Origin of the sequence: Actinomycetospora lutea (genome assembly GCF_028737205.1) — a bacterium.
Lineage (GTDB): Bacteria > Actinomycetota > Actinomycetes > Mycobacteriales > Pseudonocardiaceae > Actinomycetospora > Actinomycetospora lutea.
In genome coordinates this window covers 19235-43788 of the sequence record NZ_JAQZAL010000041.1, presented here as the reverse complement: position 1 = coordinate 43788, position 24554 = coordinate 19235, and the positions used below count along the sequence as shown (strand labels likewise).

Sequence of the window (24554 nt, the reverse complement as noted above, 5' to 3'; positions counted from 1 at the left end):
CGGCCCAGCCCCGCCCGGCCCGGCCCCGCCCGCCCCCTCCCGCCCCTCCGGGCCCCGACCCGGTTGCCCCACCCTGTCGGGGGAGGGGGCCACAATGAGCCCGTGCCCCCGTCCGACGCCTCCAGCGCCCCGCTCGGCGCGGTCGTGCCCGATCGCGCGGGCTTCCACGCCCTCGCCGCGCACCACCGCGTCATCCCGGTGACGCGGCGGCTGCTGGCCGACGGCGAGACACCGGTGGGGCTCTACCGCAAGCTCGCGGGGCAGCGCCCGGGCACGTTCCTGCTCGAGTCGGCGGCGCACGGCGAGTCGTGGTCGCGCTGGAGCTTCGTGGGGGCGCGCAGCGCCGCGACGCTCACCGAGGCCGACGGCCGCCCGGTGTGGACCGGCCAGGTGCCCGTGCACCTGCCCGGCGGCCCGGACGACGAGCAGACGTGGGACGACCCGCTGGCCGTGCTGCGCGAGACGCTGCAGCGCCTGCGCACCGACCCGCTGCCCGGCCTGCCCCCGCTCACCGGCGGGCTGGTCGGCTACGTCGGCTACGACGCGGTGCGCCGGCTCGAGCGGGTGGGCGAGCACGCGGTCGACGACCTGCAGATCCCCGAGATGGTCATGCTGCTCGCCACCGACGTGGCCGCGCTCGACCACCACGAGGGCACCGTCACGCTCATCGCCAACGCGGTGAACTGGGACGACAGCCCCGAGCGCGCCGACGCCGCCTACGACGACGCGCTCGCGCGGCTCGACCGCATGGCCGCCGAGCTCGCGGCGCCCGCCCCGAGCACGGTGGCGACGGCCGTGCGCCCCGCGGGGGCCGGCACGGTGCGGCGGCGGCGCTCGCCGGAGGAGCACCACGCGGCCATCGAGGTCGCCAAGGAGCGGATCCGCGCGGGCGACGCGTTCCAGGTGGTGGTCTCCCAGCGCTTCGAGGCCGACACGACGGCCGACGCGCTGGAGATCTACCGGGTGCTGCGGATGACCAACCCCAGCCCGTACATGTACCTGCTGCGGCTCGCCGACGCCGACGGGCGGCCCTTCGAGATCGTCGGCTCGAGCCCCGAGGCCCTGGTCACGGTGCGGGACGGGGTGGCCACGACCCACCCGATCGCCGGCACGCGCTGGCGCGGGGCCGACGCGGAGGAGGACACGCTCCTCGCCAAGGACCTGCTCGCCGACGAGAAGGAGCGCGCCGAGCACCTCATGCTCGTCGACCTCGGGCGCAACGACCTCGGGCGCGTCTGCGTGCCGGGCACGGTCACCGTGCGCCGGTTCTTCGAGATCGAGCGCTACAGCCACGTGATGCACCTGGTCAGCACGGTCAGCGGCCGCCTGGCGCCCGAGCGGACGGCGTTCGACGCGGTGGCCGCGTGCTTCCCGGCCGGCACGCTCTCGGGCGCCCCCAAGCCGATGGCGCTGCGGATCATCGAGGAGCTCGAGCCCACCCGGCGCGGGCTCTACGGCGGCATCGTGGGCTACCTCGACTTCGCCGGCGACGCCGACACCGCCATCGCGATCCGCACCGGGCTGCTGCGCGACGGCGTCGCCTACGTGCAGTCCGGCGGCGGCATCGTCGCCGACTCCGATCCCGAGGCCGAGGACACCGAGTGCGTCAACAAGGCGCGCGCCGTGCTCGCGGCCGTCGCCGCCGCCGACACGCTCGCCGCGCCGGCCACCGTGTCCGGCGCCCGCGCCGGCGACAACGGGTCCGCCGCGCCCGTCCCGGTCGTGTCGTGACCCCCGTCCCGCGTCGTCCCTCCGCACCGCCCGGGCGCCTGCTCGGGATCGTCGCCGTGCTGCTCGCGCTGGCGGCGGTGGTGCTGTGGGGGGCGTCGCGGCTCACCTGGGTCAGCCAGGTGGTCGAGGGCATTCCGGGGCCGCGCACCAGCACGGCCGACGGCGCCACCGCCGAGCCCATCCTCGTGCCGTGGGCGCTGCTGTGCCTCGCCGCGATCGGTGGCCTGGTCGCCACGGCCGGCTGGGGGCGCCGGGTGGTCGGCACGCTCGTGGCCGTCGCCGGGCTCTGGGCGCTGCTGCGGGCGGCCAGCGGGCTGCTCGCGCCGGCGTCGGAGGCACTGCCGATCGGCGTGCGCCCCGGCGACCGCCCGCTGCCGGCCGAGGCCGTGGTCGGCGGCCCGCTGCTGGGGCTGGTCGGCGCGCTGGTGATGGTCGGCGCGGGGCTGCTGACGGTCCGGTGGGCGGCGGTGCTGCCGCGGATGGGGGCGCAGTACGACGCGCCCGTCGCCCGGGGTGCCACGGCCACGGCCACGGCCCGCCCGCGGCCGGCCGACCCGGACACGGCGTTGTGGGAGGCCCTCGACGAGGGGCGCGACCCCACGGGAGAACCTGCCGGAGATCCGCCCGGAGGTCCCGCACGGGATCTCCCGGGGGAGCGGGCGGCGGACGTCATCGGCGGTCCCACCCGGGAGCCGGAGGCGGATCCTCCCGACGGACCGCGCACCGGACCCTCCGACGGGGTGGGTAGGACCGGAGGAGGGGCGGGTTAACATGGAGCGAACTCGGACGGGGGAAAGGGGCAGACCCGGCGTGAGCGTCCTGGAGGAGATCCTCGAAGGGGTCCGGGCCGACCTCGCCGCCCGGGAAGCCGCCGTCCCCTTCGACGTCATCAAGGACAAGGCGGCCTCGGCGCCGCCGGCGCGGGACGCGCTCGCGGCTCTCCAGGGCCCCGGCATCGGGGTCATCGCGGAGGTCAAGCGGGCGAGCCCGTCGAAGGGCCACATGGTCGACATCCCGGACCCGGCGTGGCTCGCCGGCCGCTACGTCGACGGCGGGGCGCGCGTCATCAGCGTGCTCACCGAGCAGCGCTTCTTCGGCGGCTCGCTCGACGACCTGGACGCCGTGCGTGCGGCGGTCGAGATCCCGGTGCTGCGCAAGGACTTCGTGGTCGGCACCTACCAGGTGCACGAGGCGCGGGCCCACGGCGCCGACCTGGTGCTGCTCATGTGCTCGGTGCTCGAGCAGAACGCCCTCGACGCGCTGGTCGACCGGGTCGGGTCCCTCGGGATGACCGCCCTGGTCGAGGTGCACAACGAGGAGGAGGCCGACATGGCGCTGCGGGCCGGCGCCAAGCTCGTCGGCATCAACGCGCGCGACCTCCACACCCTCGAGGTCGACCGCTCGGTGTTCAGCCGGATCGCCCCGGGCCTGCCCGGCGAGGTGCTGCGCGTGGCCGAGTCGGGTGTGCGCGGCCCCGGCGACCTCATGACCTACGCGGGACACGGCGCCGACGCCGTGCTCGTCGGCGAGTCGATGGCCACGGCCGAGGACCCGCGGGCCGCGGTGCGCCAGCTCGTCACCGCCGGGTCGCACCCGGCGTGCCCGAAGCCGTCTCGCTGAGGACAGCGCTGACCCGGACGACCCTCGCCCGGCCTCGTACGATCGCCGACGACCGGATCCACTCCGCGCAGGAAGAAGTACGTGAGATGACGTCGGCCAGCCAGGGTCTCGCCGGGACCGCCCACGAACCCGACGACCGGGGCCACTTCGGGCCCTACGGCGGGCGCTTCATGCCCGAGGCGCTCATCGCCGCGGTCGACGAGGTCGCCGCCGAGTACGAGAAGGCCCGCCACGACCCGGAGTTCCTCGCCGAGCTCGACCGCCTGCAGCGCGACTACGCCGGCCGGCCCTCCCCGGTCACCGACGCGCGGCGGCTGGCGGAGCACGCGGGCGGCGCGCGCATCCTGCTCAAGCGCGAGGATCTCAACCACACCGGTTCACACAAGATCAACAATGTGCTGGGCCAGGCGCTGCTGACCAAGCGGATGGGCAAGCGGCGGGTCATCGCCGAGACGGGCGCCGGGCAGCACGGCGTGGCCACCGCGACGGCGGCGGCGCTCATGGGCCTCGAGTGCCAGGTCTACATGGGCGAGGTCGACACCGAGCGCCAGGCGCTCAACGTCGCCCGCATGCGCCTGCTGGGCGCCGAGGTCGTGCCGGTCACCACCGGGTCGCGCACCCTCAAGGACGCCCTCAACGAGGCCTACCGCGACTGGGTGTCCAGCGTCGGCCACACCCACTACATCCTCGGCACCGCCGCCGGCCCCCACCCGTTCCCGCGCATGGTGCGCGACTTCCACCGGGTGATCGGCCTCGAGGCCCGCGAGCAGGTCCTCGCCGCGTACGACCGGCTGCCCGACGCCGTCGTGGCCTGCGTGGGCGGCGGGTCGAACGCCATCGGGATCTTCCACCCGTTCCTCGACGACGCCGGGGTCCGGCTCGTCGGCTACGAGGCGGCGGGCGACGGCGTCGAGACCGGGCGGCACGCCGCGTCGATCACCGGCGGCTCGCCCGGCGCGCTGCACGGCGCGATGTCCTACCTGCTGCAGGACGCCGACGGGCAGACCCTCGAGACGCACTCGATCTCGGCGGGCCTCGACTACCCCGGCGTCGGCCCCGAGCACGCCTTCCTCGCCGACGCGGGCCGGGCGACCTACGAGCCGGTCACCGACGCGGAGGCGATGGACGCGTTCCGCCTGCTCTGCCGCACCGAGGGGATCATCCCGGCCATCGAGTCGGCCCACGCGATCGCGGGCGCGCTGCGGCTGGGGCGCGAGCTCGGGCCGGACGCGACGATCCTGGTGAACCTCTCGGGCCGCGGCGACAAGGACGTCGACACCGCCGCCCGGTGGTTCGGGGTGGTCGACCCGGAGTCGCTGCCGACGGAGGAGCCGCCGCCCGGGACCGACGCGCAGACGGGGGAGCGGGAGCTGTGACCAGATCCGTCACGGGCGTCGACCGCCTCGGCGAGGTCTTCACCACCGCGAAGGCCGAGGACCGCGCCGCGCTCATCGCCTACCTGCCCGCGGGCTACCCGACGGTGAAGGGCTCGCTGGGCCTGCTGACCCAGGCGCTCGAGGCGGGCGCGGACCTCGTCGAGGTCGGCCTGCCCTACTCCGACCCGGTGCTCGACGGCCCGGTCATCCAGCACGCCGTCGACGCGGCGCTCAAGGCCGGCGTCCGCGTGCGCGACACCCTCGAGGTCGTCGAGCAGCTCGCCGCCCGCGGCGGGCGCGCGGTCGTCATGACCTACTGGAACCCGGTGCTGCGCTACGGCGTCGACGCCTTCGCCCGCGACCTCGCGTCGGCCGGCGGGCTCGGCGTGATCACCCCGGACCTGGTGCCGGACGAGGGCGCGGGGTGGCTCGACGCCGCGGGGCGCGAGGGCCTCGCGCCGATCTTCCTGGTCGCGCCGTCGTCGACCGACGAGCGGATCGCGGCCACCACGGCGGCCACCCGCGGCTTCCTCTACGCGGCCTCCACCATGGGCGTCACGGGCGCCCGCGACGCGGTCTCGGACACCGCCACCACGCTGGTCGAGCGCGCGCGGACCCACACCGACCTGCCGATCGGCGTCGGCCTCGGGGTCCGCAACGGCGCCCAGGCGGGCGAGGTCGCGCGCTTCGCCGACGGCGTGATCGTCGGCTCGGCGCTGGTGAGCGCCGCGGAGCACGGCCGGGCCGCCGTCGCGCGGCTCACCACCGAGCTCGCCGCCGGAGTGCGGGGCCAGCACACGGGGCGCTGACCGGCGGCAGATAGCGTGGCGGCCGTGCTCGCCGCGGTGTCCGCCCTCCCGACCTACCTCCCCAGCCCGCCCCGGGGCGTCTGGGAGCTCGGGCCGGTCCCGCTGCGGGCGTACGCGCTGTGCATCATCGCCGGGATCGTCGTCGCGATCCTCTGGACCGAGCGGCGCTTCGTCGCCCGCGGTGGCGAGCCCGGCACCGTCACCGACATCGCCGTGTTCGCGGTGCCGTTCGGGCTGATCGGCGGGCGGCTCTACCACGTGGCCACCGACTGGCCGACCTACTTCGGCCCGGGCGGGAACCCCGTCGCCGCGCTCTACATCTGGCAGGGCGGGCTCGGCATCTGGGGCGCGATCGCGCTCGGCGGGGTCGGCGCCTGGATCGGCTGCCGGCGCCGCGGCATTCCGCTGACGGCGTTCGCCGACGCGGCCGCGCCCGGCATCGTCACCGCACAGGCGATCGGTCGGCTCGGCAACTGGTTCAACCAGGAGCTCTACGGCGGCCCCACCACGCTGCCGTGGGGCCTGGAGATCTACCGCCGGGTGGACCCGTCGACCGGTGTGCCCGACAACCTCACCGGCGTGGTCGTCGACCCCACGCCGGTCGCGATCGTCCACCCCACCTTCCTCTACGAGCTGCTCTGGAACCTCGCGGTGGCCGCGCTCGTGGTGTGGGCCGACCGGCGCTTCCGGCTCTCGCACGGGCGGGCGTTCGCGCTCTACGTCGCGGGCTACACCGCGGGGCGCTTCGCCATCGAGCTCATGCGCACCGACCCCGCCACCCGGGTGTTCGGCGACGTGCGCATCAACGTGGTCGTGTCGGCCGTGGTGTTCCTCGGGGCCGTGGTCTACATGATCGTCTTCCGCGGCCGTCCGCGTGAGGTGTTCGGTCGCGCCGCCGAGGCGGGTTCGGGCGACGAGGCCCCGGGTACGCCCGGCTCCGTGGCCGAGGAGAGCACCGGGGAGAGCAACGAGGACCAGCGGGCCCACAACGAGGTCGAGGCGCGCAAGGACGAGAAGTCGCCGGCGGCCGAGGCCGGCGGCGGCGGGGGAGCGGCGAGCCCGAGCAGCGTCGACGCGGCGCCCGCCGACCCCGCGCAGGAGCGCGAGGAGGACGCGCCGGCGGAGCCCCCGTCGGCCGCGAAGAGCTGACCGCCCGGGAGCCGGCGGCTCCGTGCGTCACGGGCCTGCCGACGGCCGCGTGACCGACTAGCATCGCGGGGGCAGCGCGCTGGACGTCGGGGTCCCGCGCGGCCGCTTCCGGGGTGCACCCCCTTCCTTCCTGCGGGTCCGACCCACGCCCGCCGCGCACCGACGCGCGGCCGCGGGGTCGCCCGTCGCACCCCACCAGGGCCACCGTCGTCCCCGGGTCCTCACACCACACCGCCCGCGCGACGACGAGGAGGCGCCGGACATGTCCGCTGCTGCGCCGGGGCCCCAGGGGCTCTACGACCCCGCCCACGAGCACGACGCCTGTGGCGTCGGCGCGGTCGCCCACGCCCGCGGCGAGGCGAGCCACGGCATCGTGCGCGACGCCCTCACCGTGCTCCACCGGCTCGACCACCGCGGCGCCGCCGGCAGCGAGCCCACCAGCGGTGACGGCGCCGGGATCCTCGTCCAGGTCCCGGACGCGCTGCTGCGCGCGAGCGTCGACTTCGCGCTCCCCGGGCCCCAGCCCTCGCCCGACGGCGGCGCGCCGGTGCTCGCCTACGCCACCGGGCTGGCCTTCCTGCCCGCCGACCCCGGCCTGCGGGCGGCCGCGACCTCGCTGCTCGAGCGCCTCGCCGCCGAGGAGGGGCTCGACGTCCTCGGGTGGCGCGAGGTCCCCGTCGACCCCGACGGCGCCGAGGTCGGCTCGGTGGCCCGGGGGGCGATGCCGCACTTCGCGCAGCTGGTCGTGGCGACCCCCGACCGCGCGGTGGCCGGCATCGCGCTGGACCGTCTCGCGTGGGTCCTGCGCAAGCGGGTGGAGCGGGCGTCGCGGGACGAGGGCTGCGGGGTCTACCTCGCCTCGCTCTCGAGCCGGACGATGACCTACAAGGGCATGCTGACCCCCGACCAGCTGCCCGTGTTCTTCCCCGACCTGCGCGACGACCGGCTGGTCAGCGCCGTCGCGATCGTGCACAGCCGGTTCTCCACCAACACCTTCCCGAGCTGGCCGCTGGCCCACCCGTACCGGTGCATGGCGCACAACGGCGAGATCAACACGATCCGCGGCAACCGCAACCGGATGCGCGCCCGCGAGGCCCTGCTCGGCACCGACCTGTTCCCCGGCGACCTGCAGCGCGCGATGCCGGTGTGCCCCGAGGGCGTGTCCGACTCGGCCAGCTTCGACGAGGTGCTCGAGCTGCTCGAGCTCGGCGGTCGCCCGCTGCCGCACGCGGTCATGATGATGATGCCGGAGGCGTGGGAGAACCACGCCGAGATGCCGGCCGACCAGCGCGACTTCTACCGCTTCCACGCCACCCTGATGGAGCCGTGGGACGGCCCGGCCGCCGTGGTGTTCACCGACGGCACCCTGCTCGGCGCCACCCTCGACCGCAACGGCCTGCGCCCGGCCCGCTGGTGGCAGCTCGCCGACGACCGGGTGGTGCTGGCCAGCGAGTCGGGCGTCCTCGACATCCCGCCCGACCAGGTGCTGGCCAAGGGCCGGCTGCGCCCGGGGCGCATGTTCCTGGTGGACACGCGCGCCGGAGAGGTCGTCGACGACGACGCCTACAAGAGCGAGCTCGCCGCCGCCGAGCCCTACGGCGAGTGGCTGCACGCCGGGCTGATCCGCCTCGACGAGCTGCCCGCGCGCGAGCACGTCGTGCACACCCACGAGTCGGTGATGCGCCGCCAGCAGACCTTCGGCTACACCGAGGAGGAGCAGCGCGTCCTGCTCGCGCCGATGGCGACCACGGGCGCCGAGCCGCTGGGCTCGATGGGGACCGACACCCCCACCGCGGCGCTCTCACGGCGCGCCCGCCTGCTCTACGACTACTTCGTCCAGCTGTTCGCCCAGGTCACCAACCCGCCGCTGGACGCCATCCGCGAGGAGCTCGTCACCTCGATGGCCCGCGCGATCGGGCCCGAGCAGAACCTGTTCCACCCCGGGCCCGCCTCGTGCCGCCAGGTCGTCCTGCCCGACCCGGTGATCGACAACGTCGAGCTCGCGAAGCTCATCCACATCAACGACGACGGCGACATGCCCGGCTTCGCCGCGACGGTGATCTCCGGGCTGTACGAGGTCGACGGCGGCGAGGCGGCCCTGCGCGAGGCCCTCGACCGGGTCCGCCGCGAGGCGTCGGCGGCGATCGCCGGGGGCAAGCGGATCCTCGTGCTCTCCGACCGCGACTCCGACGAGACGCGGGCGCCGATCCCCGCGCTGCTGCTGGTCTCGGCGGTGCACCACCACCTCGTCGCGACCCGGGAGCGCACGCAGGTCGCGCTGGTCGCCGAGACCGGCGACGCGCGCGAGGTCCACCACGTCGCGCTGCTGCTGGGCTACGGCGCCGCCGCGGTCAACCCGTACCTGGCCTTCGAGTCGATCGAGGACATGATCGACAACGGCTGGCTGCAGGGTGTCGAGTGCCCCGACGCGATCCGGCGCTACGTCGGCGCCCTGGTCAAGGGCGTCCGCAAGGTCATGTCGAAGATGGGCATCTCGACGGTCTCCGGCTACACCGCGGCGCAGGCCTTCGAGGCGCTCGGGCTCTCGCAGGAGTTCGTCGACGAGTTCTTCACCGGCACGTCGTCGAAGCTCGGCGGCGGCGGGCTCGACCTGGTCGCCCGCGAGACCGCCGAGCGGCACCGCCGCGCGTACCCGGACAACCCGGGGGAGCGCAAGCACCGCAAGCTCGAGGTCGGCGGCGAGTACGCCTACCGGCGCGAGGGCGAGCTGCACCTGTTCAGCCCGGAGACCGTGTTCCTGCTGCAGCACTCGACGCGCACCAAGCAGTGGGACGTGTTCAAGCAGTACACCGCGGAGGCCGACCGGCTCATCGCGTCGGGCGGCGCGCTGCGCGGCATGTTCCGGCTGCGCACCGATGACCGCACGCCCGTACCGCTCGAGGAGGTCGAGCCGGCGACCGAGATCGTCAAGCGCTTCGCCACCGGCGCGATGTCCTACGGCTCGATCTCGGCCGAGGCCCACACCGACCTCGCGATCGCGATGAACAACATCGGCGGGAAGTCGAACACCGGCGAGGGCGGCGAGGACCCGGTCCGCCTGTACGACCCGACGAAGCGCTCGTCGATCAAGCAGGTCGCGTCCGGGCGCTTCGGCGTGACCAGCGAGTACCTCGTGAACGCCACCGACATCCAGATCAAGATGGCCCAGGGCGCCAAGCCCGGCGAGGGCGGCCAGCTGGCGGGCCAGAAGGTCTACCCGTGGATCGCCGAGGTCCGGCACTCGACCCCGGGCGTCGGGCTGATCTCACCGCCGCCGCACCACGACATCTACTCCATCGAGGACCTCAAACAGCTCATCCACGACCTCAAGAACGCCAACGAGCACGCGCGCATCCACGTCAAGCTCGTGTCGTCGGTGGGTGTGGGCACCGTGGCCGCCGGGGTCGCCAAGGCGCACAGCGACGTCGTGCTCATCTCGGGCTACGAGGGCGGCACCGGGGCGGCGCCGCTGACCTCGCTGAAGCACGCCGGCAGCCCGTGGGAGATCGGGCTGGCCGACACCCAGCAGACGCTCATGCTCAACGGCCTGCGCGACCGCATCACCGTGCAGGTCGATGGCCAGATGAAGACGGGCCGCGACGTCATCGTCGGCGCCCTGCTCGGCGCGGAGGAGTACGGGTTCTCCACGGCGCCGCTGGTGGTCAACGGCTGCATCATGATGCGGGTCTGCCACCTCGACACCTGTCCGGTCGGCGTGGCCACCCAGAACCCGGAGCTGCGCAGGCGCTACACGGGGCGGCCGGAGTTCGTCGAGAACTTCTTCTGGTTCGTCGCCGAGGAGGTCCGCGAGCACCTCGCCGAGCTGGGGTTCCGCTCGCTCGACGAGGCGATCGGGCACGCCGAGCTGATCGACGGCCGCGAGGCGGTGGAGAACTGGAAGGCCCGCGGCATCGACCTGACGCCGCTGTTCGCTGTGCCCGACGTCCCGGAGGGCGCGCCGACGGCCCTTATCCGCACCCGCCCCCAGGACCACGGGCTCGACAAGGCCCTCGACCGCACGCTGCTCCAGCTCGCCGAGGGCGCGGTCGCGGGCGGCGACCCGGTGCGCCTCGAGATGCCGGTGCGCAACGTCAACCGCACGGTCGGCACGCTCACCGGCGCCGAGATCACCCGCCGGCACGGCGCCGCCGGGCTGCCCGACGACTCCCTGCACGTGGAGCTCCACGGGTCGGCGGGCCAGTCGTTCGGCGCCTTCCTGCCCCCGGGCATGACGCTGGACCTGGTCGGCGACGCCAACGACTACCTGGCCAAGGGTCTCTCGGGCGGGCGGGTGATCGCCCGCCCGGACCCCGCCGCGCCGTTCGCCGGTGGCCCCGACGAGCAGCACGTCATCGCCGGCAACGTCATCGCCTACGGCGCCACCGGCGGCGAGGTGTTCCTGCGGGGCCAGGCCGGCGAGCGCTTCTGCGTGCGCAACTCCGGAGCGCTGGCCGTCGTCGAGGGCACCGGCGACCACGCTTGCGAGTACATGACCGGCGGGCGGGTCGTCGTGCTCGGCGCCACCGGGCGCAACCTGGGCGCCGGGATGTCCGGGGGCATCGCGTTCGTGCTCGACCTGCCCGAGATCCGGGTGAACCCGGAGATGGTGTCGCTGCGCGGGGTCGGCCCGGAGGACGCCGACTGGCTGCACGGCGTCGTCGAGCGCCACCGCGAGCTGACCGGCTCGCCGCGGGCGGCCGCGCTGCTCGCCGACTGGGACAGCGCCGTCGCGCGGTTCACCACGGTCGTGCCCGACGACTACCAGCGCGTGCTCGACGCGACCCAGCGCGCCCAGGCCGAGGGGCGCGACCCCAACGAGGTGATCATGGAGGTGGCGGCCGGTGGCTGACCCGCGCGGGTTCCTGAAGTACGAGCGGCAGGACAACCCCAAGCGGCCGGTCGAGGAGCGCCGCACCGACTGGCACGAGCTCTACGCCCCGCCGACCGACCCCGCGGTGCGCGAGGGCACCCGGATCCAGGCCGCCCGGTGCATGGACTGCGGCATCCCGTTCTGCCACTCCGGCGGGGCGGGCTGCCCGCTGGGCAACCTCATCCCGGAGTGGAACGACCACGTCCGGCGCGGCGAGTGGGCCCGGGCCACCGAGCGGCTGCACGCCACCAACAACTTCCCGGAATTCACCGGCGCGCTGTGCCCGGCGCCGTGCGAGGCGGCGTGCGTCCTGTCGATCACCAGCCAACCGGGGGCCGTCGCGATCAAGCGGGTCGAGTGGTCGATCGCCGAGAACGGGTGGGCCGACGGGCTGGTCGAGCCCCAGCCGCCGTCGAACCGCACCGGGCGCCGCGTCGCGGTCGTCGGCTCCGGGCCGGCCGGGCTCGCGGCGGCCCAGCAGCTCACGCGCGCCGGGCACGACGTCACCGTCTTCGAGCGCGACGACCGGCTCGGTGGGCTGATGCGCTACGGCATCCCCGAGTTCAAGTTCGAGAAGTGGGAGGTCGACCGGCGCCTGGAGCAGATGCGCGCCGAGGGCACCCGGTTCGTCGTGGACTGCGAGGTCGGGGGACCGGCGATGCCCGTCGAGCGGCTGCGCGCCGACCACGACGCCGTGGTGCTCGCCGTCGGCGCGCTCGCCGGGCGGGACGACCGCACCATCCCCGGGCGGGACCTCGACGGCGTGCACCTCGCGATGGACTACCTGGTGCCGGCCAACCGCGAGTGCGAGGGCGACGGGCCGTCGCCGATCAACGCCCGCGGCAGGAGTGTCGTGGTGATCGGCGGCGGGGACACCGGCGCGGACTGCTACGGCACGGCGACGCGCCAGGGCGCGATCGGCGTGCACCAGCTCGACCAGTATCCGCCGCCGCCGCGCACCCGGCAGGAGTCGACCTCGCCCTGGCCGACCTGGCCCTACGTCTTCCGCACCCCGCCCGCGCTCGAGGAGGGCGGCGAGCGCCTGTTCGCCACCGCGGTGCGCCGCTTCGTCGGCGACGACCGGGGCCATGTGCGGTCGGTCGAGCTCTCGTCGGTCGAGGTCCGCCGCGACGCCGACGGGCGCCGCGAGGTCGTGCCGACCAGCGAGGAGGTCCACGAGATGCCCGCCGACCTCGTGCTGTTCTCGATCGGCTTCACCGGCCCCGACGACATGGCGCTGCTGCCCGCGCTGGGGCTCGAGCGCACCCCGTCGGGCTCGATCGGCTGCGGCTCGGACTGGCAGACCGACGCGCCGGGCGTGTTCGTGTGCGGCGACGCCCACCGCGGCGCGTCGCTCATCGTCTGGGCGATCGCCGAGGGCCGCTCGGCCGCCGCCGCGGTCGACCGCTACCTCGACCCCGACGGCGCCACCGACCTCCCCGCGCCCCTGCACCCCGGCGCGCTGCCCCTGAGCACGGCCTAGTCCCCCTGGTCCACCTGGTCCACCTGGTCGCCCACCGGCGTGATGTGGGTCAGCGTGCAGCGCCAGCGCCCGTCGACGGGCGAGCGGACGAAGATGTCGGTGGTCCACTCGTCGGCGGGGATGTCGGCGCCGCCGTACTGCGCGGTGCTCAGGACCCGCACGCTGAGGTAGGCGACGTCGCCGTGCACCCGCACCCGGCGCTCGCCGACCGCCTCCATCCGCGTGTGCCCGAGCGCGCCGGAGCGGACGACGGCGAGGAAGTCGTCCCGGGACGTGATCCCCGTCCACGAGACGATGGCCCAGTCGTCGTCCATGAACGCGGCCATGCGGTCGGCGTCGTCGGAGACGATGGCCGCGCCCCAGTCGTCCAGCAGGGCGACGAGCTCCCGTTCGATGGTGTCGGTCGTCATGGCCCGACGCTAGGCGACGGGCGTGCCCGGTGACTTGGACGAATCGGAAGCCGGCCGCACCGCCCCGACGAACGCGGCGACGACCTCGTGCACGGCCTCGCGGTCGTGTTCGTTGAGGACGTCGTGCAGGTCGCCGGGGAACACCACGACCCGGGCGTCGGCGAGCTCGCCCGCGGTCAGGTGGGCGTGCTCGACCGGCACGAGCGGGTCCGCCTCGCCGTGCACCAGCAGGACCGGGACGGTGAGGCGCCCGTCGGCGAGGCCGGCGGCGACCTCGGGCCACGTGTCCGCGACCGCCTGCAGCGTCTCGCTCCGGAAGCCGCCGTGGTGGGTCAGCGGGTCGTGGAGCAGGGCGTCGACGTACTCCGGGTGCGTGCTCAGCAGCTCGCGGGGGTCCTCGACCGGGAGCTCCGGCTCGCCCAGCGCGAGCCACTCGTGGATCCAGTCCTGCGACCGCAGCGGCCCCCCGGAGAGCACCAGGGCGTCGGCGAGCCCGGGCGAGCGCAGCGCGAGCAGGGTGGCTGCGAGCGCCCCTCCCGAGTGCCCGACCAGGGTCAGCGGCACCTGCGGGTGGGCGTCGCGGGCGATCCCCGCGAGCGTCCGGGCGTCGTCGACGAGCAGGTCCCACGACGCGATGAGCGCCCGCTCGCCGGCGCTGCGCCCGTGGCCGACGGCGTCGAGGGCGTACACGGCCTGCCCCTGCGCCGCGAGCCGCCGTGCGAGGGCGTCGTAGAGACCGAGGTGCTCGCCGTGGCCGTGCAGGAGGACGACGACGCCGCGGACCGGGGTCTGCGGCAGCCAGCGGTCGTGGAAGACGGTGCCGGCGGTACCGGGGAAGGTGGGCATGGGGGCTCCTCTCGTCGGGTGCCTCCCGACGATGGCGCCGCCCGCTGTCAGGGCGCTGCCGCTGCGCTGCCGACCGCGGTGTCGGTCAGGGAGCGGGCGGCGCGGCGACGACCGCGCGCTGGATCTGCACCGGGGTCCGCGGGGCCCCGCCGCCGGCCTGGTTCGAGCCGTCGTCCCCGGCCGCCGCGATCCGGTCGAGCACCCCGAGCCCGCCGCCGCCGATCCGGCCGATCACCGAGTACTCGGGCGGGAGCCCCGAGTCGCCGTAGACCAGGAAGAACTGGCTGCCGGTGGAGCCGGGCTGGGAGCTCTTGGCCATCGCGATCAGGCCGCGCGCGTAGGTCGACGCCTGGCCCTCGGCGCCGGGGAAGGGCGGCAGGCCCTGCGGCGGCTCCTCGGCGTACTGGTAGCCCGGGCCGCCGGAGCCGGAGCCGGTCGGGTCGCCGCACTGGAGCACCTGCAGGCTGCCGGCGCTGGTGACGAGGCGCGGGCACGGGGTGTCGTCGTAGAAGCCCTGCGACGCGAGGCTGACGACGGCGTTGACCGCGCAGGGGGCGGACGCGCGGTCGAGCGTCATCGGGATCGCGCCCTGGGTGGTCTCCAGGGTGACGTCGACGGTGCCCGTCGTCGGGGGGTTCCCGTCGGGCGGGGTGTTCGGCTTGGCGGCCGGCTCGGACGGGTTGTACGTGCACGTCGAGGGCGCCGCGGCCTGCGGGGCGGGCTCGTCGGACCCGGTCACGACGAAGTAGATCCCCGCGGCCACGGCGAGGACGGCGACGACCGCCACCACCGAGATCACGGCCAACCGCTGTCGCCGGCGCCGGGAGCGCTCGGCCCGCCGCTCGATCTGGCGTTCCAGCTTGCGCTTGGCGGCCTTCCGGCGCTGCTCGTTCGTCGGCACGGCGGACATCGTAGGAACCGCGCCGACCGGTCCTCGTGAGGGTCTCGACTAGGCTGGTCGGGTCGCCGATCCGCTCAGGGAGGACGAGGACGTGCTGGTCGAGGCCTTCGCGGCCGGGGTGTTCCAGACCAACTGCTACGTGGTCGCTCCGGGCCCCGGGGAGTCCGCCGTGGTGGTCGATCCCGGCCAGGACGCCGAGGAGGGGCTGCGCGAGGTCCTCGCGCGCCACCGGCTGACCCCGGTCGCGGTGCTGCTGACCCACGGGCACCTCGACCACATGTGGTCGGTGACGCCGGTGTGCGACGGCGACGACATCCCCGCCTGGATCCACCCCGAGGACCGGGGGATGCTCGCCGACCCGCTCGGCTCGGTCGGGCCGATGGGCCGGCAGATCGCCGCGATGTACCCGGGCCTGGAGTTCCGCGAGCCCCGCACGGTCGAGGTGCTCGCCGACGGCGCCGAGCTCGAGCTGGCCGGGCTGCGGCTCACCGTCGACCACACGCCGGGCCACACCCGCGGTTCGGTCGTGTTCCGCTCGGCGACGGAGGAGGGCCAGCCGTTCCTGCTGGCCGGCGACACGCTCTTCCAGGGCGGCATCGGGCGCACCGACCTGCCCGGCGGCTCCACCGAGGAGATGATGGCGTCGCTCCGCGACAAGATCCTGTCCCTGTCCGACGACACCGCCGTCCTGCCCGGCCACGGGCCGATGACGACCGTCGGCCAGGAGCGCGCGTCCAACCCGTTCGTGCAGGGTCTGACGAGCGCGCCCGGGCGTCACCTGTGAGCGCGTCGGTCCCGCCCGGCGGGTTCGCCGCGCCCAAGGGCATCCCCGAGTACGTCGGGCCGGAGTTCACGACGGTCCGCGACACCCTGATCCGTGAGGCCGACCGCGCCGGCTACGCGCACATCGAGCTGCCGGTCTTCGAGGACACCGCGCTCTACGCCCGCGGCGTGGGCGAGTCGACCGACGTCGTCTCCAAGGAGATGTACTCGTTCGACGACCGCGGCGGCCGCTCGGTGACCCTGCGCCCCGAGGGCACCGCCGGCGTCGTCCGCTCGGTCATCGAGCACGGCCTGGACAAGGGCGGGCTGCCGGTCAAGCTGCGCTACGACGGGCCGTTCTTCCGCTACGAGCGCCCCCAGGCCGGCCGCTTCCGGCAGCTGCAGCAGGTCGGGGTCGAGGCCATCGGCGTCGACGACCCGGCCCTCGACGCCGAGGTCCTCGCCGTCGCCGATGCGGGCTTCCGCGCGCTCGGCCTGCGCGGCTACCGCCTGGAGATCACCAGCCTGGGCGACGCGACGACCCGCCCGCAGTACCGCACCGAGCTGACCCGCTTCCTCGAGAAGCTCGACCTCGACGAGGCCACCCGCGAACGCGCCCGCATCAACCCGCTGCGCGTGCTCGACGACAAGCGCCCCGAGGTCCGCGCCCAGCTCGACGGCGCGCCGCTCATGGTCGACCACCTCTCCGACGAGGCGGCCGCGCACCACGCCGCGGTGAAGCGCCACCTCGACGACCTCGGCGTCGCCTACGTCGAGAACCCGTGGATGGTGCGCGGGCTCGACTACTACACGAAGACGACCTTCGAGTTCGTGCACGACGGGCTGGGCTCGCAGTCGGGCATCGGCGGCGGCGGGCGCTACGACGGGCTGATGGCCGAGCTCGGCGGGCAGGCGCTGTCCGGGGTCGGCTTCGGCCTGGGCGTCGACCGCACCCTGCTCGCGTGCCGCGTCGAGGAGGCCGGGCACGACGCCGCCGGCCGGGTCGAGGTCTTCGGCGTGCCCCTGGGCGACGCCGCCAAGGACCGGCTGGTCGGGATCGTCGGGGCCCTGCGCCGGGCGGGGATCCGCGCGGACCTGGCCTACGGCAACCGCGGGCTCAAGGGCGCCATGAAGGCCGCCGACCGTTCGGGGGCGCGCTTCGCGCTCGTGCTCGGCGACCGCGACCTCGAGGCCGGGGAGATCCAGCTCAAGGATCTCGCCGACGGCAGCCAGGCCGCGATCGCCCTGGACGGCGCGGCCGCCGCCGTCGACCGGGCGCTCCAGGACGGCTGATCAGGACGCCGGCACGGCGACGCGCTCCTCGGTGGGCAGGTCGGCGAGTCGCCGCGAGACCGGCCGGGTGGCCCAGGAGACGCCGGCGATCACGAGCAGCGTCGTCGTGACGATCGGGTGGAACAGCGGGCTCCCGGACGCCAGGTGGGAGACCGCGGCGCCGCTGAGGTCGAACACGATCCCGGCGTAGGCCCACTCCTTGAGCCGCGGGAACCGGGGGACCGTGATCGCCACGGTGCCGAGGAGCTTCCACACCCCGAGGATCGTGGCCAGGTAGGCGGGATAGCCGAGGGCCGTGATCCCGGCGACGGCCCACTCGGCGCCGAGCAGGTCGGCGAGCCCGCCGGAGAGCAGGACGACCGCGGTGACGGCGGTGGAGGTGCGGTAGGTCAGGGTCCGTGCGTCCATCGTCGGCTCCTTCGTCGCGTGGGGACGTCGACGTGGAGACCCGCGGGAGCCCGGGGTTGTGACGAGCCGGTCTCAGGCCAGGGCCCGGTCGAGACGCGCGGCGTACGCGTCGGCGAGGGCGTCCAGGGCCGCGCCGCCGTCGCCGGCGCGGGCGGGTCCGTGCATGAGGGCGAGGGTGCGCGGCGTGAGGGCGGCCAGACCGCGGATCGCCGGAGCGGTGCCGACGGTGAGCGCGGTGGCCCCGAACAGGTCGTCGGCCGCGAGCGCGGGCCCGACGAGGTCGGTGTCGTGCACGAGCGCCGGCCCGTCGCCGAGCTGGGCGAACAGGTCCCCGCAGAGCAGCGTGCCGGTGGTCTCGTCGTGCAGGACCTGCGCCTCCCAGCCGTGCGGCACGTGGGGCGTGGTGATCGTGCGGACGACGTGCCCGCCGAGGTCGCGGCGGTCGCCGTCGTCGACGGGCACGGGCGGCCGGTCGGCGAGGTCGTCGACCGAGACCATGCAGCCGAGCCGGTTGAACGTCACCCGGGCGTCGGGGGCCGCGGTCAGCCACTCGTTCATCGCGCCGCACTCGTCGGCCTCGACGTGGCCGAAGCTGATCCAGCGCAGCCGGGCCACGTCGAGGACCCGGCCGACGGCGTCGGCGACGAGCGGGAACATCCGGCGCGGACCGGTGTGGAAGAGCAGCGGCTCGTCGGCGTCGATCAGGTACTGGTTGAAGGTGAAGCCGCCGGGGCCGATGTCGGGCACGCAGGTCGAGAGGCGGTAGATGCCGTCGGCGATCTCGTGCACGGAGGTTTCCATCCCCGCAGCGTGCGGCCGGTCGCGGCACGCGACATCGGGGTGGCACCCCGGCGATTGGCGCTCAGACCAGGCCGAGCACCTGCGCCGCGTTTCCCTTGAGGATCCCCGGCCGCACGTCGTCGGGGATGTCCAGGTCGGCGAAGTCGCGCAGCCAGCGGTCCGGCGTGATCACCGGGAAGTCCGAGCCGAACAGGACCTTGTCGCGCAGCTGGCGCGCCGCGGCCCGGACCAGCTGGGGCGGGAAGTACTTCGGCGCCCAGCCCGAGAGGTCGATGAACACGTTGGCCTTGTGGCCGGCGATCGAGATGGCCGCGTCCTGCCACGGCACCGAGGGGTGCGCGAAGATCATCGTGAGCTCGGGGAAGTCGGCGGCGACGTCGTCGAGCAGCATCGGGTCGGAGTAGCGCAGCTTCAGGCCCGCGCCGCCGGGCAGCCCCGCGCCGATGCCGGTCTGGCCGGTGTGGAACAGGGCGGGGACGCCGGCCTCGGCGATCGCCTCGTACAACGGGTACCAGGTCCGGTCGTTCGGCTCGAAGCCCTGCAGCGTGGGGTGGAACTTGAAGCCCCGGGCCCCGCGCTCGACGAGCCGGCGGGCGCGCTGCACCGACGCCCGGCCGCCGTGCGGATCGACCGAGCCGAACGGGATGAGCACGTCGGGGAACGCCGCGGCCCGCTCGACGATCTCCTCGCTGGACAGCGGCGGGTGCCCGGTCGCGGCCGGGGCGTCGACGGTGAACACCACCGCCGCCATGGCGCGCTCGCGGTAGTGCGCGGCGATCGCCTCGACGGTGGGCGTGCGGTCCTGGTCGCTGCGGAAGTACTGCGCCGACGCGTCGAGCAGCTCGCCGGTCAGCGCGAAGCACCCGTGGGCGTCCTGCTCGACGTGGGTGTGGACGTCGATGGCGGTGAGGGTGTCGAGGTCCATCAGCGGTCCTCCGTCGATCGGGCGGTCAGTGCGGCGCGGATCACCGCGTCGCGGCGGGCGAGCAGGGCGTCCGGGCCGGCGTCGCCCACGGCCTCGGTGACCTGGGTGACAAGACGCTGCGCGAGCTCGGGGGTCATCGTCGGCGCTCCGAGGTCGGCCCACAGCGCCTCGGTGCCGGGGTGCAGGTGCTCGAGGACGTGGGCGAGCCCGCCGGCGCCGCCGGAGAGGTGCTGGCCGGTGATCGGCCCGACGCCTGCCCAGCGCAGGCCGGGGCCGTCGGTGATCGCCGTGTCGATGTCGGCGACGGTGGCGACCCCGCGCTCGACCAGCGAGTACGCCTCGCGCCACAGGGCGGCCTGCAGGCGGTTGGCGAGGTGGCCGGGGAGCTCGGCGCGCAGCCGCAGGGGCGTGCGGCCGACCCCGGCGTAGAAGGCCATCGCCGCCCCGACCGCGGCCTCCGAGGTCGCCTCGCCGGGCACGACCTCGACGAGCGGGACCAGGTGCGGCGGGTTGAACGGGTGCCCGACGAGCACGCGCTCGGGGTGCTCGGGGGCGCCGCGGGCGAGGTCGGTGGGGCGCAGCGCCGACGAGCTGCTGGCGATGACGACGTCGGGGCGGGCGGCGGCGTCGAGCACGGCGAGCAGCGCGTGCTTGACCTCGAGGCGCTCGGGGCCGTTCTCCTGCACGAAGTCGGCGTCGGCCGCGGCCTGCGCCGGATCCTCGACGAAGGTGACCGCGTCCGGGAGCCGCTCCGCCGCGCCCGGCGCCGGGTCGGTGGCGACGACGTCGTGCCCGTGCGCGAGGAACAGCCGGGCCCAGCTCTCGCCGATCACCCCGGTGCCGACCACGGCGACCCGCGTCACCGCGCGACGTCCGCGATCGCGTCGAGGGCGCTCGGGTCGACCAGCGAGTCGCGCGAGGCGACCGCGTCCGGGTCGGCGCCGAGCAGGATCCGCTTGGCCGGGACCTCGAGCTTCTTGCCGGTGCGGGTGCGCGGCACGGCCGGCAGCGCGTGGATGCGGTCGGGGAGGTGGCGGGGCGAGAGCGCGGAGCGCAGCTCGGCGCGGATGCGCCCGACGAGCGCCTCGTCGACCTCCTGGCCCGCCGCGGGGACCACGAACAGCAGCAGCTCGCCCGGTCCGCCGGCGGCGTCCTCGAGGTGCACGACGAGGCTGTCGACGATCTCGGGCATCTCCTCGACCACGGAGTAGAACTCGGCGGTCCCGAGCCGGACGCCGCCCCGGTTGAGGGTGGCGTCCGAGCGCCCGGTGACGACGACCGAGCCCGACGGGGAGAACCGGACCCAGTCGCCGTGGCGCCAGACGCCGGGATAGTGGTCGAAGTAGGCGGCGCGCAGCCGCGAGCCGTCCTCGTCGCCCCAGAAGAACAGGGGCATCGAGGGCATCGGCGCGCGGATGACCAGCTCGCCGAGCTCGCCGACGACCTCGTTGCCGGCCTCGTCGAACGCGGCGGTGTCCACCCCGAGCTCGCGACCGGAGATCTCGCCCTCGACGACCTCCTGCCACGGCCCGCCCTGCACGATGCCCGTGCACACGTCGGTGCCGCCGCTGCCGACGAGCAGCAGGACCTCGGGGCCGAACTCCGCGGCCACCCAGCGGTACCCCTCGGGGGGCAGCGGGCTGCCGGCCACGCAGATCTGGCGCAGGGCCGTGAGGTCCTGCTCCGCCGCCGGGTGCAGGCCCTCGGCCCGGCAGGCCATGAGGAAGCCGGGCGAGGAGCCGAAGTGGGTGGCGCGGGCCCCCGCCGCGAGCCGCCACTGCCAGCCGAGGTCGGGGTGCAGCGGGTTGCCGTCGACGAGGATCAGCGCCGCGCCGTGCAGCAGCCCGGAGACCAGCGCGTTCCACATCATCCAGGCGGTCGTCGAGAACCAGAGCATCCGGTCGCCGGGGCGGACGTCCCAGGCCAGGCCGTGGTTCTTGAGGTGCTCGACGGTCAGCCCGCCGTGGCCGTGCACGATCGCCTTCGGCCTGCCGGTGGTGCCCGAGGAGAACAGGACCACGAGCGGGTGGTCGAAGGGCACCGGGTCGTAGGCGGGCGCGGCGGGCGTGCCGACCAGCTCGGACCAGGGCAGCGCGTCGGGCACCTCGCCCGGGCCGTACGGGATCCCGACGACGTGGCGCAGCGACGGGAGCGCGGCGCGCAGCGCGGCCACCTCGGCGGTGCGGTCGATGGGCTTGTCGCCGTAGACGTAGCCGCCGACCGCGAGCAGCACCGTCGGCTCGATCTGGGCGAAGCGGTCGATGACGCTGCGCGCGCCGAACTCCGGCGCGCACGAGGCCCAGACCGCGCCGAGGCTCGCGACGGCGAGGTGCGCGATCACGGTCTCGGGGATGTTCGGCGCGTAGGCCACGACCCGGTCGCCGCGCCCCACGCCGAGCCGCTGCAGGCCCGCCCGGGCGCGGGCCACGGCGTCGCGGAGCTCGCCGCGGCTCCAGTGCTGCTCGTCGCGGGTCTGCGAGTAGGCCAGCAGCGCCGGCGCGTCGTCGCTCGTCCCCGGCGGTCCCTCGACCGCCCGCTCCGCGTAGTTCAGCGTCGCGCCCGGGAACCAGACGGTCCCGGGCATCCCGCGGGCCTCCAGCACCGCGCGGGGCGCGTCGTGGAACGGCACGGCGAAGAACGCGGCGATCGCCGACCAGAAGCCGTCGAGGTCGGTGACCGACCAGCGCTGCAGGGCGTCGTAGTCGTCGAACCGCAGGCCGCGCTCGGCGGCGAGCCAGTCGACGAAGGCGGCCGTGACGGTGCCGGCGGGGGGCGCGCCCATCAGCGGACCTTGCCCGCGCGGCCGGCGAGGAACGCGGACATGCGCTCCTGGGCCTCGGCGCTGCTGGAGGAGATCGCGGCCATGAGGGCCTCCATGAAGAACCCGTCCTCGTCCCGCGCGGCGGCGATGCGCGGCAGCGCCTGGAGGACGGCGTACGTGCTGACCGGTGGGTTGTCGGCCATGCGGTGGGCGAGCTCGAGGGCCTGGGCGAAGCCGCCGCCGGGCTCGGTGAGGTAGGTCGTGATGCCCAGCTGCTGGCCCTCCTGCGCGTCGAGGACCCGGCCGGTGAGCATCATGTCGGTCATCCGGGGCACGCCGATCAGCCGCGGGATCCGGACCGAGCCGCCGCCGCCGACGAACAGCCCGCGGGAGGGCTCGGGCAGGGCGTAGAAGGCGCTGGGCTCGGCGACGCGGACGTGCGTGGCGGCGGCCAGCTCCAGGCCGCCGCCGACCACCGCGCCCTTGAGCACGCTGACGACGGGCAGCCGGCCCTGCTCCATGCGGGCGAAGACCCGGTGCCAGAACCGGGAGTGCTCGACGCCGGCGACGGCGTCGGTCGCGCCCAGCTCGGAGAGGTCGAGGCCGGCGCTGAAGTGGTCGCCCTCGGCGTCGAGGACGACGGCGCGCACGTCGGGCGGCGGTGCGGAGAAGAAGGCCTCGAGGCCGAGCACCGTGGCGTCGTCGAGGGCGTTGCGCTTGGCCGGGCGCGCGAGCCGCAGCACCGCGACCGGACCGTCGCGGTGGAGGGTCAGTGACGGGGGCAGCAGGGGGGACACGGTGTCCTCGGCGCTGCGCGCGGCCTGGTCGCTCAACGGACTCCCTCCATGGCGGGAACTGCGTACCCCCGGTGGGCGGCGACCCGCGGACGCCGTTCCGGGCGGGTCGCCCGACCCGGGACGATGACGGCACGGCGTGACGTCGCGCTCAGGGGTCTCCTTCATTGTCAGGAACCTTGATACTAGGGGCAGGTCCGCGGCGGCGGAAGTGGACGAGGGGGCGACGGTGGTGGCACAGGGGCCGGAGCGGGCCGGCGAGGGTCCGTCGCTGCTCTACGCGGTCAAGCAGGTCGAGTTGGCGGTCCGCGCCCGCCTCGACGACCTCCTGCGCAGCACCGGCATCACGGTGCCGCAGTGGACCGCGTTGACCGTCCTCGCGCGCCGCGAGGGGCAGACGGGCGCGGACCTGGCGCGCAACGCGTTCGTCAGCCCGCAGGCGATGGGCGACCTGCTCGCGGCGCTCGAGCGCGGCCACTGGATCACGCGCACCCCGGACCCGGCCCACGGGCGCCGTGTCCTCATCGGGCTCTCCGACCGGGGGCGCGCGCTGCTGGCCGAGGTGGCCCCCGGCGCGGCGGAGGTCGAGGAGCGCATGGTCACCGGTCTCGACCCCGACGAGCGCGCCGCCCTGCGTGCCCTGCTCAACCACTGCCGGACGAACCTGGTCTGACCGATGTGGGCGGACTCCGGGCCGATGGCCCCGAAGTCCGCTCACGGACGCCGGTCGGCCGCGTCCTCGTCGGGGATGACGTCGAGGGCCGCGGCGCCGGCGCGGGCACCGCGCTCGTAGGTCGTGTAGAGCTCGCGGAACAGGGCGTGGGCGGGCTCGGCCGGCCAGTCCGGGGGCAGGTGGCGCCGCGGCAGGCGCGGGTCGCGACGGATCGCCTGGAGCCAGTCGGTCTGGAGCACGAGCTGCGCCGCGAGCGGGTCGGGCAGCGGGGGCCGCGTCGCGGGCTCGCTCCAGCGCGCCCGGAACGCCGTGTACCGGGCGGCGACGGCCGGGAGGTCCCAGGCGTCGCGGACGAGGGCGTCGACGTCGGTCGGGGCCAGCGCGCGGGCGCTGAACGCGCGCAGGCGCCCGTCGAGACCCAGGCCCTCGGCGAGCGCGGCCACGTCGACGTCGCCCGGCGCGATCCACAGCCCGCCCTGCAGCGGCGCGAACCCCGCCCACGACAGGCGCGCCCGCAGCAGGTGCCGCTCGCGGGCCCACGCGTCGGGCAGCGAGAACGACAGCAGCGTCCACGAGCCGTCCCACCGGGTGTTGACGACGTCGGTGCGCCAGATCCGCGCCTCGCCGTCGCGCAGGACCTCGCGCGTCGCCGGCGTCGGCCCCACGTAGACCTGGCGGCCCCGCCGCACGCGGTGCAGCTGCTCGCGGCGGGCCATCCGGCTGACCGTCGAGCGGGTCGCGTGCTCGGACACCCCGGCGCGACCGAGCACGTCGACGAGGCTGCTCGTCGCGACGTGCACCCCGCGCCCGAGCAGGTAGCCGCCGAGGAAGGTCAGCAGGATCGCCTGGGGCCGGGGTGCGTCGACCTCGGCGTCGGTGTCGGCCTCGGACACGGCGGGAGCCTAGCGTCGTGACGATGTTGGGCACATCGTTGACGCCCGT

21 protein-coding genes are annotated in these 24554 nt (G+C 75.1%); 11 read left to right on the top strand and 10 right to left on the bottom strand.

Annotation, left to right across the window (positions count from 1 at the left end; genetic code table 11):
* Positions 1-102: 102 nt before the first annotated feature.
* The 8 genes from PHK61_RS29100 to PHK61_RS29065 all read left to right on the top strand — a co-directional run bounded on the left by PHK61_RS29100 (position 103) and on the right by PHK61_RS29065 (position 13038).
* Positions 103-1731 carry an anthranilate synthase component I gene (locus PHK61_RS29100; protein WP_274284528.1) on the top strand — a complete coding sequence of 543 codons (1629 nt, stop codon included), beginning with the start codon at positions 103-105 and terminating at the stop codon, positions 1729-1731.
* Positions 1728-2501, top strand: a complete 774-nt coding sequence (locus tag PHK61_RS29095) for a Trp biosynthesis-associated membrane protein (RefSeq protein WP_274284527.1) — start codon at positions 1728-1730, stop codon at positions 2499-2501. The genes PHK61_RS29100 and PHK61_RS29095 overlap by 4 nt, the downstream gene beginning before the upstream one ends.
* Before the next feature lie 40 nt (positions 2502-2541).
* A complete protein-coding gene (trpC, locus tag PHK61_RS29090) occupies positions 2542-3351 on the top strand; it encodes an indole-3-glycerol phosphate synthase TrpC (protein ID WP_274284526.1) in 810 nt (269 codons plus the stop codon).
* 86 nt (positions 3352-3437) lie between these two features.
* On the top strand, positions 3438-4727 hold the full coding sequence (gene trpB / locus PHK61_RS29085; RefSeq protein ID WP_274284525.1) for a tryptophan synthase subunit beta: 1290 nt from the start codon (positions 3438-3440) through the stop codon (positions 4725-4727).
* Positions 4724-5536, top strand: a complete 813-nt coding sequence (gene trpA, locus PHK61_RS29080) for a tryptophan synthase subunit alpha (protein WP_274284524.1) — start codon at positions 4724-4726, stop codon at positions 5534-5536. Before trpB ends, trpA begins: the two co-directional genes overlap by 4 nt.
* A gap of 24 nt (positions 5537-5560) precedes the next feature.
* Positions 5561-6685, top strand: a complete 1125-nt coding sequence (lgt, locus tag PHK61_RS29075) for a prolipoprotein diacylglyceryl transferase (protein ID WP_274284523.1) — start codon at positions 5561-5563, stop codon at positions 6683-6685.
* 262 nt (positions 6686-6947) lie between these two features.
* Complete coding sequence (gene gltB, locus PHK61_RS29070) at positions 6948-11534, top strand: glutamate synthase large subunit (protein WP_274284522.1); 4587 nt, start codon at positions 6948-6950, stop codon at positions 11532-11534.
* Entirely contained in the window at positions 11527-13038 is a 1512-nt protein-coding gene (locus tag PHK61_RS29065; RefSeq protein WP_274284521.1) for a glutamate synthase subunit beta, read from the top strand. The genes gltB and PHK61_RS29065 overlap by 8 nt, the downstream gene beginning before the upstream one ends.
* Here PHK61_RS29065 and PHK61_RS29060 read toward each other — a convergent pair.
* The 3 genes from PHK61_RS29060 to PHK61_RS29050 form a co-directional block, all read right to left on the bottom strand.
* Positions 13035-13448, bottom strand: coding sequence for a nuclear transport factor 2 family protein (locus tag PHK61_RS29060; RefSeq protein ID WP_274284520.1), 414 nt, complete (start codon positions 13446-13448; stop codon positions 13035-13037). The two genes, PHK61_RS29065 and PHK61_RS29060, sit on opposite strands and share 4 nt — an antisense overlap.
* Before the next feature lie 9 nt (positions 13449-13457).
* Positions 13458-14294, bottom strand: coding sequence for an alpha/beta fold hydrolase (locus PHK61_RS29055; protein ID WP_274284519.1), 837 nt, complete (start codon positions 14292-14294; stop codon positions 13458-13460).
* A gap of 85 nt (positions 14295-14379) precedes the next feature.
* Positions 14380-15195, bottom strand: coding sequence for a peptidylprolyl isomerase (locus tag PHK61_RS29050; RefSeq protein ID WP_274284518.1), 816 nt, complete (start codon positions 15193-15195; stop codon positions 14380-14382).
* Between the two features lie 91 nt (positions 15196-15286).
* Here PHK61_RS29050 and PHK61_RS29045 point away from each other — a divergent pair, with 91 nt between their 5' ends.
* Both PHK61_RS29045 and hisS read left to right on the top strand, forming a co-directional pair.
* Complete coding sequence (locus PHK61_RS29045; RefSeq protein ID WP_274284517.1) at positions 15287-15979, top strand: MBL fold metallo-hydrolase; 693 nt, start codon at positions 15287-15289, stop codon at positions 15977-15979.
* Entirely contained in the window at positions 15976-17250 is a 1275-nt protein-coding gene (hisS, locus tag PHK61_RS29040; protein WP_274284516.1) for a histidine--tRNA ligase, read from the top strand. Before PHK61_RS29045 ends, hisS begins: the two co-directional genes overlap by 4 nt.
* On the opposite strand, the gene PHK61_RS29035 is transcribed toward hisS, so the two are convergent.
* The 6 genes from PHK61_RS29035 to PHK61_RS29010 form a co-directional block, all read right to left on the bottom strand.
* Positions 17251-17658: a DoxX family protein gene (locus PHK61_RS29035; RefSeq protein WP_274284515.1), complete on the bottom strand. Its 408-nt coding sequence runs from the start codon at positions 17656-17658 to the stop codon at positions 17251-17253.
* A 72-nt stretch (positions 17659-17730) separates the two neighbouring features.
* Complete coding sequence (locus tag PHK61_RS29030) at positions 17731-18459, bottom strand: oxygen-binding di-iron domain-containing protein (protein WP_274284514.1); 729 nt, start codon at positions 18457-18459, stop codon at positions 17731-17733.
* A 61-nt stretch (positions 18460-18520) separates the two neighbouring features.
* Positions 18521-19384, bottom strand: a complete 864-nt coding sequence (gene couO, locus PHK61_RS29025; RefSeq protein ID WP_274284513.1) for a 4-hydroxyphenyl-beta-ketoacyl-CoA hydrolase — start codon at positions 19382-19384, stop codon at positions 18521-18523.
* The gene (locus PHK61_RS29020; protein WP_274284512.1) at positions 19384-20247 is read right to left on the bottom strand and encodes a 3-hydroxyacyl-CoA dehydrogenase NAD-binding domain-containing protein; all 864 of its coding nucleotides are present in this window, start codon (positions 20245-20247) and stop codon (positions 19384-19386) included. Before PHK61_RS29020 ends, couO begins: the two co-directional genes overlap by 1 nt.
* Positions 20244-22166 carry an acetoacetate--CoA ligase gene (locus PHK61_RS29015; protein WP_274284511.1) on the bottom strand — a complete coding sequence of 641 codons (1923 nt, stop codon included), beginning with the start codon at positions 22164-22166 and terminating at the stop codon, positions 20244-20246. The genes PHK61_RS29020 and PHK61_RS29015 overlap by 4 nt, the downstream gene beginning before the upstream one ends.
* Positions 22166-22978: a crotonase/enoyl-CoA hydratase family protein gene (locus PHK61_RS29010; RefSeq protein ID WP_274284510.1), complete on the bottom strand. Its 813-nt coding sequence runs from the start codon at positions 22976-22978 to the stop codon at positions 22166-22168. The genes PHK61_RS29015 and PHK61_RS29010 overlap by 1 nt, the downstream gene beginning before the upstream one ends.
* 190 nt (positions 22979-23168) lie before the next feature.
* On the opposite strand from PHK61_RS29010, the gene PHK61_RS29005 reads away from it, so the two are divergent.
* Complete coding sequence (locus tag PHK61_RS29005; RefSeq protein WP_274284509.1) at positions 23169-23612, top strand: MarR family winged helix-turn-helix transcriptional regulator; 444 nt, start codon at positions 23169-23171, stop codon at positions 23610-23612.
* Between the two features lie 41 nt (positions 23613-23653).
* On the opposite strand, the gene PHK61_RS29000 is transcribed toward PHK61_RS29005, so the two are convergent.
* On the bottom strand, positions 23654-24505 hold the full coding sequence (locus tag PHK61_RS29000; RefSeq protein WP_274284508.1) for a PaaX family transcriptional regulator: 852 nt from the start codon (positions 24503-24505) through the stop codon (positions 23654-23656).
* Between the last annotated feature and the right edge of the window lie 49 nt (positions 24506-24554).

Bases quoted from the DNA above. Each gene is read 5' to 3' on its own strand.
- trpB (WP_274284525.1), top strand. From the start codon at position 3,438: ATGACGTCGGCCAGCCAGGGTCTCGCCGGGACCGCCCACGAACCCGAC.
- gltB (WP_274284522.1), top strand. From the start codon at position 6,948: ATGTCCGCTGCTGCGCCGGGGCCCCAGGGGCTCTACGACCCCGCCCAC.
- PHK61_RS29060 (WP_274284520.1), bottom strand. From the start codon at position 13,448: ATGACGACCGACACCATCGAACGGGAGCTCGTCGCCCTGCTGGACGAC.
- PHK61_RS29055 (WP_274284519.1), bottom strand. From the start codon at position 14,294: ATGCCCACCTTCCCCGGTACCGCCGGCACCGTCTTCCACGACCGCTGG.
- PHK61_RS29035 (WP_274284515.1), bottom strand. From the start codon at position 17,658: ATGGACGCACGGACCCTGACCTACCGCACCTCCACCGCCGTCACCGCG.
- PHK61_RS29030 (WP_274284514.1), bottom strand. From the start codon at position 18,459: ATGGAAACCTCCGTGCACGAGATCGCCGACGGCATCTACCGCCTCTCG.
- couO (WP_274284513.1), bottom strand. From the start codon at position 19,384: ATGGACCTCGACACCCTCACCGCCATCGACGTCCACACCCACGTCGAG.
- PHK61_RS29015 (WP_274284511.1), bottom strand. From the start codon at position 22,166: ATGGGCGCGCCCCCCGCCGGCACCGTCACGGCCGCCTTCGTCGACTGG.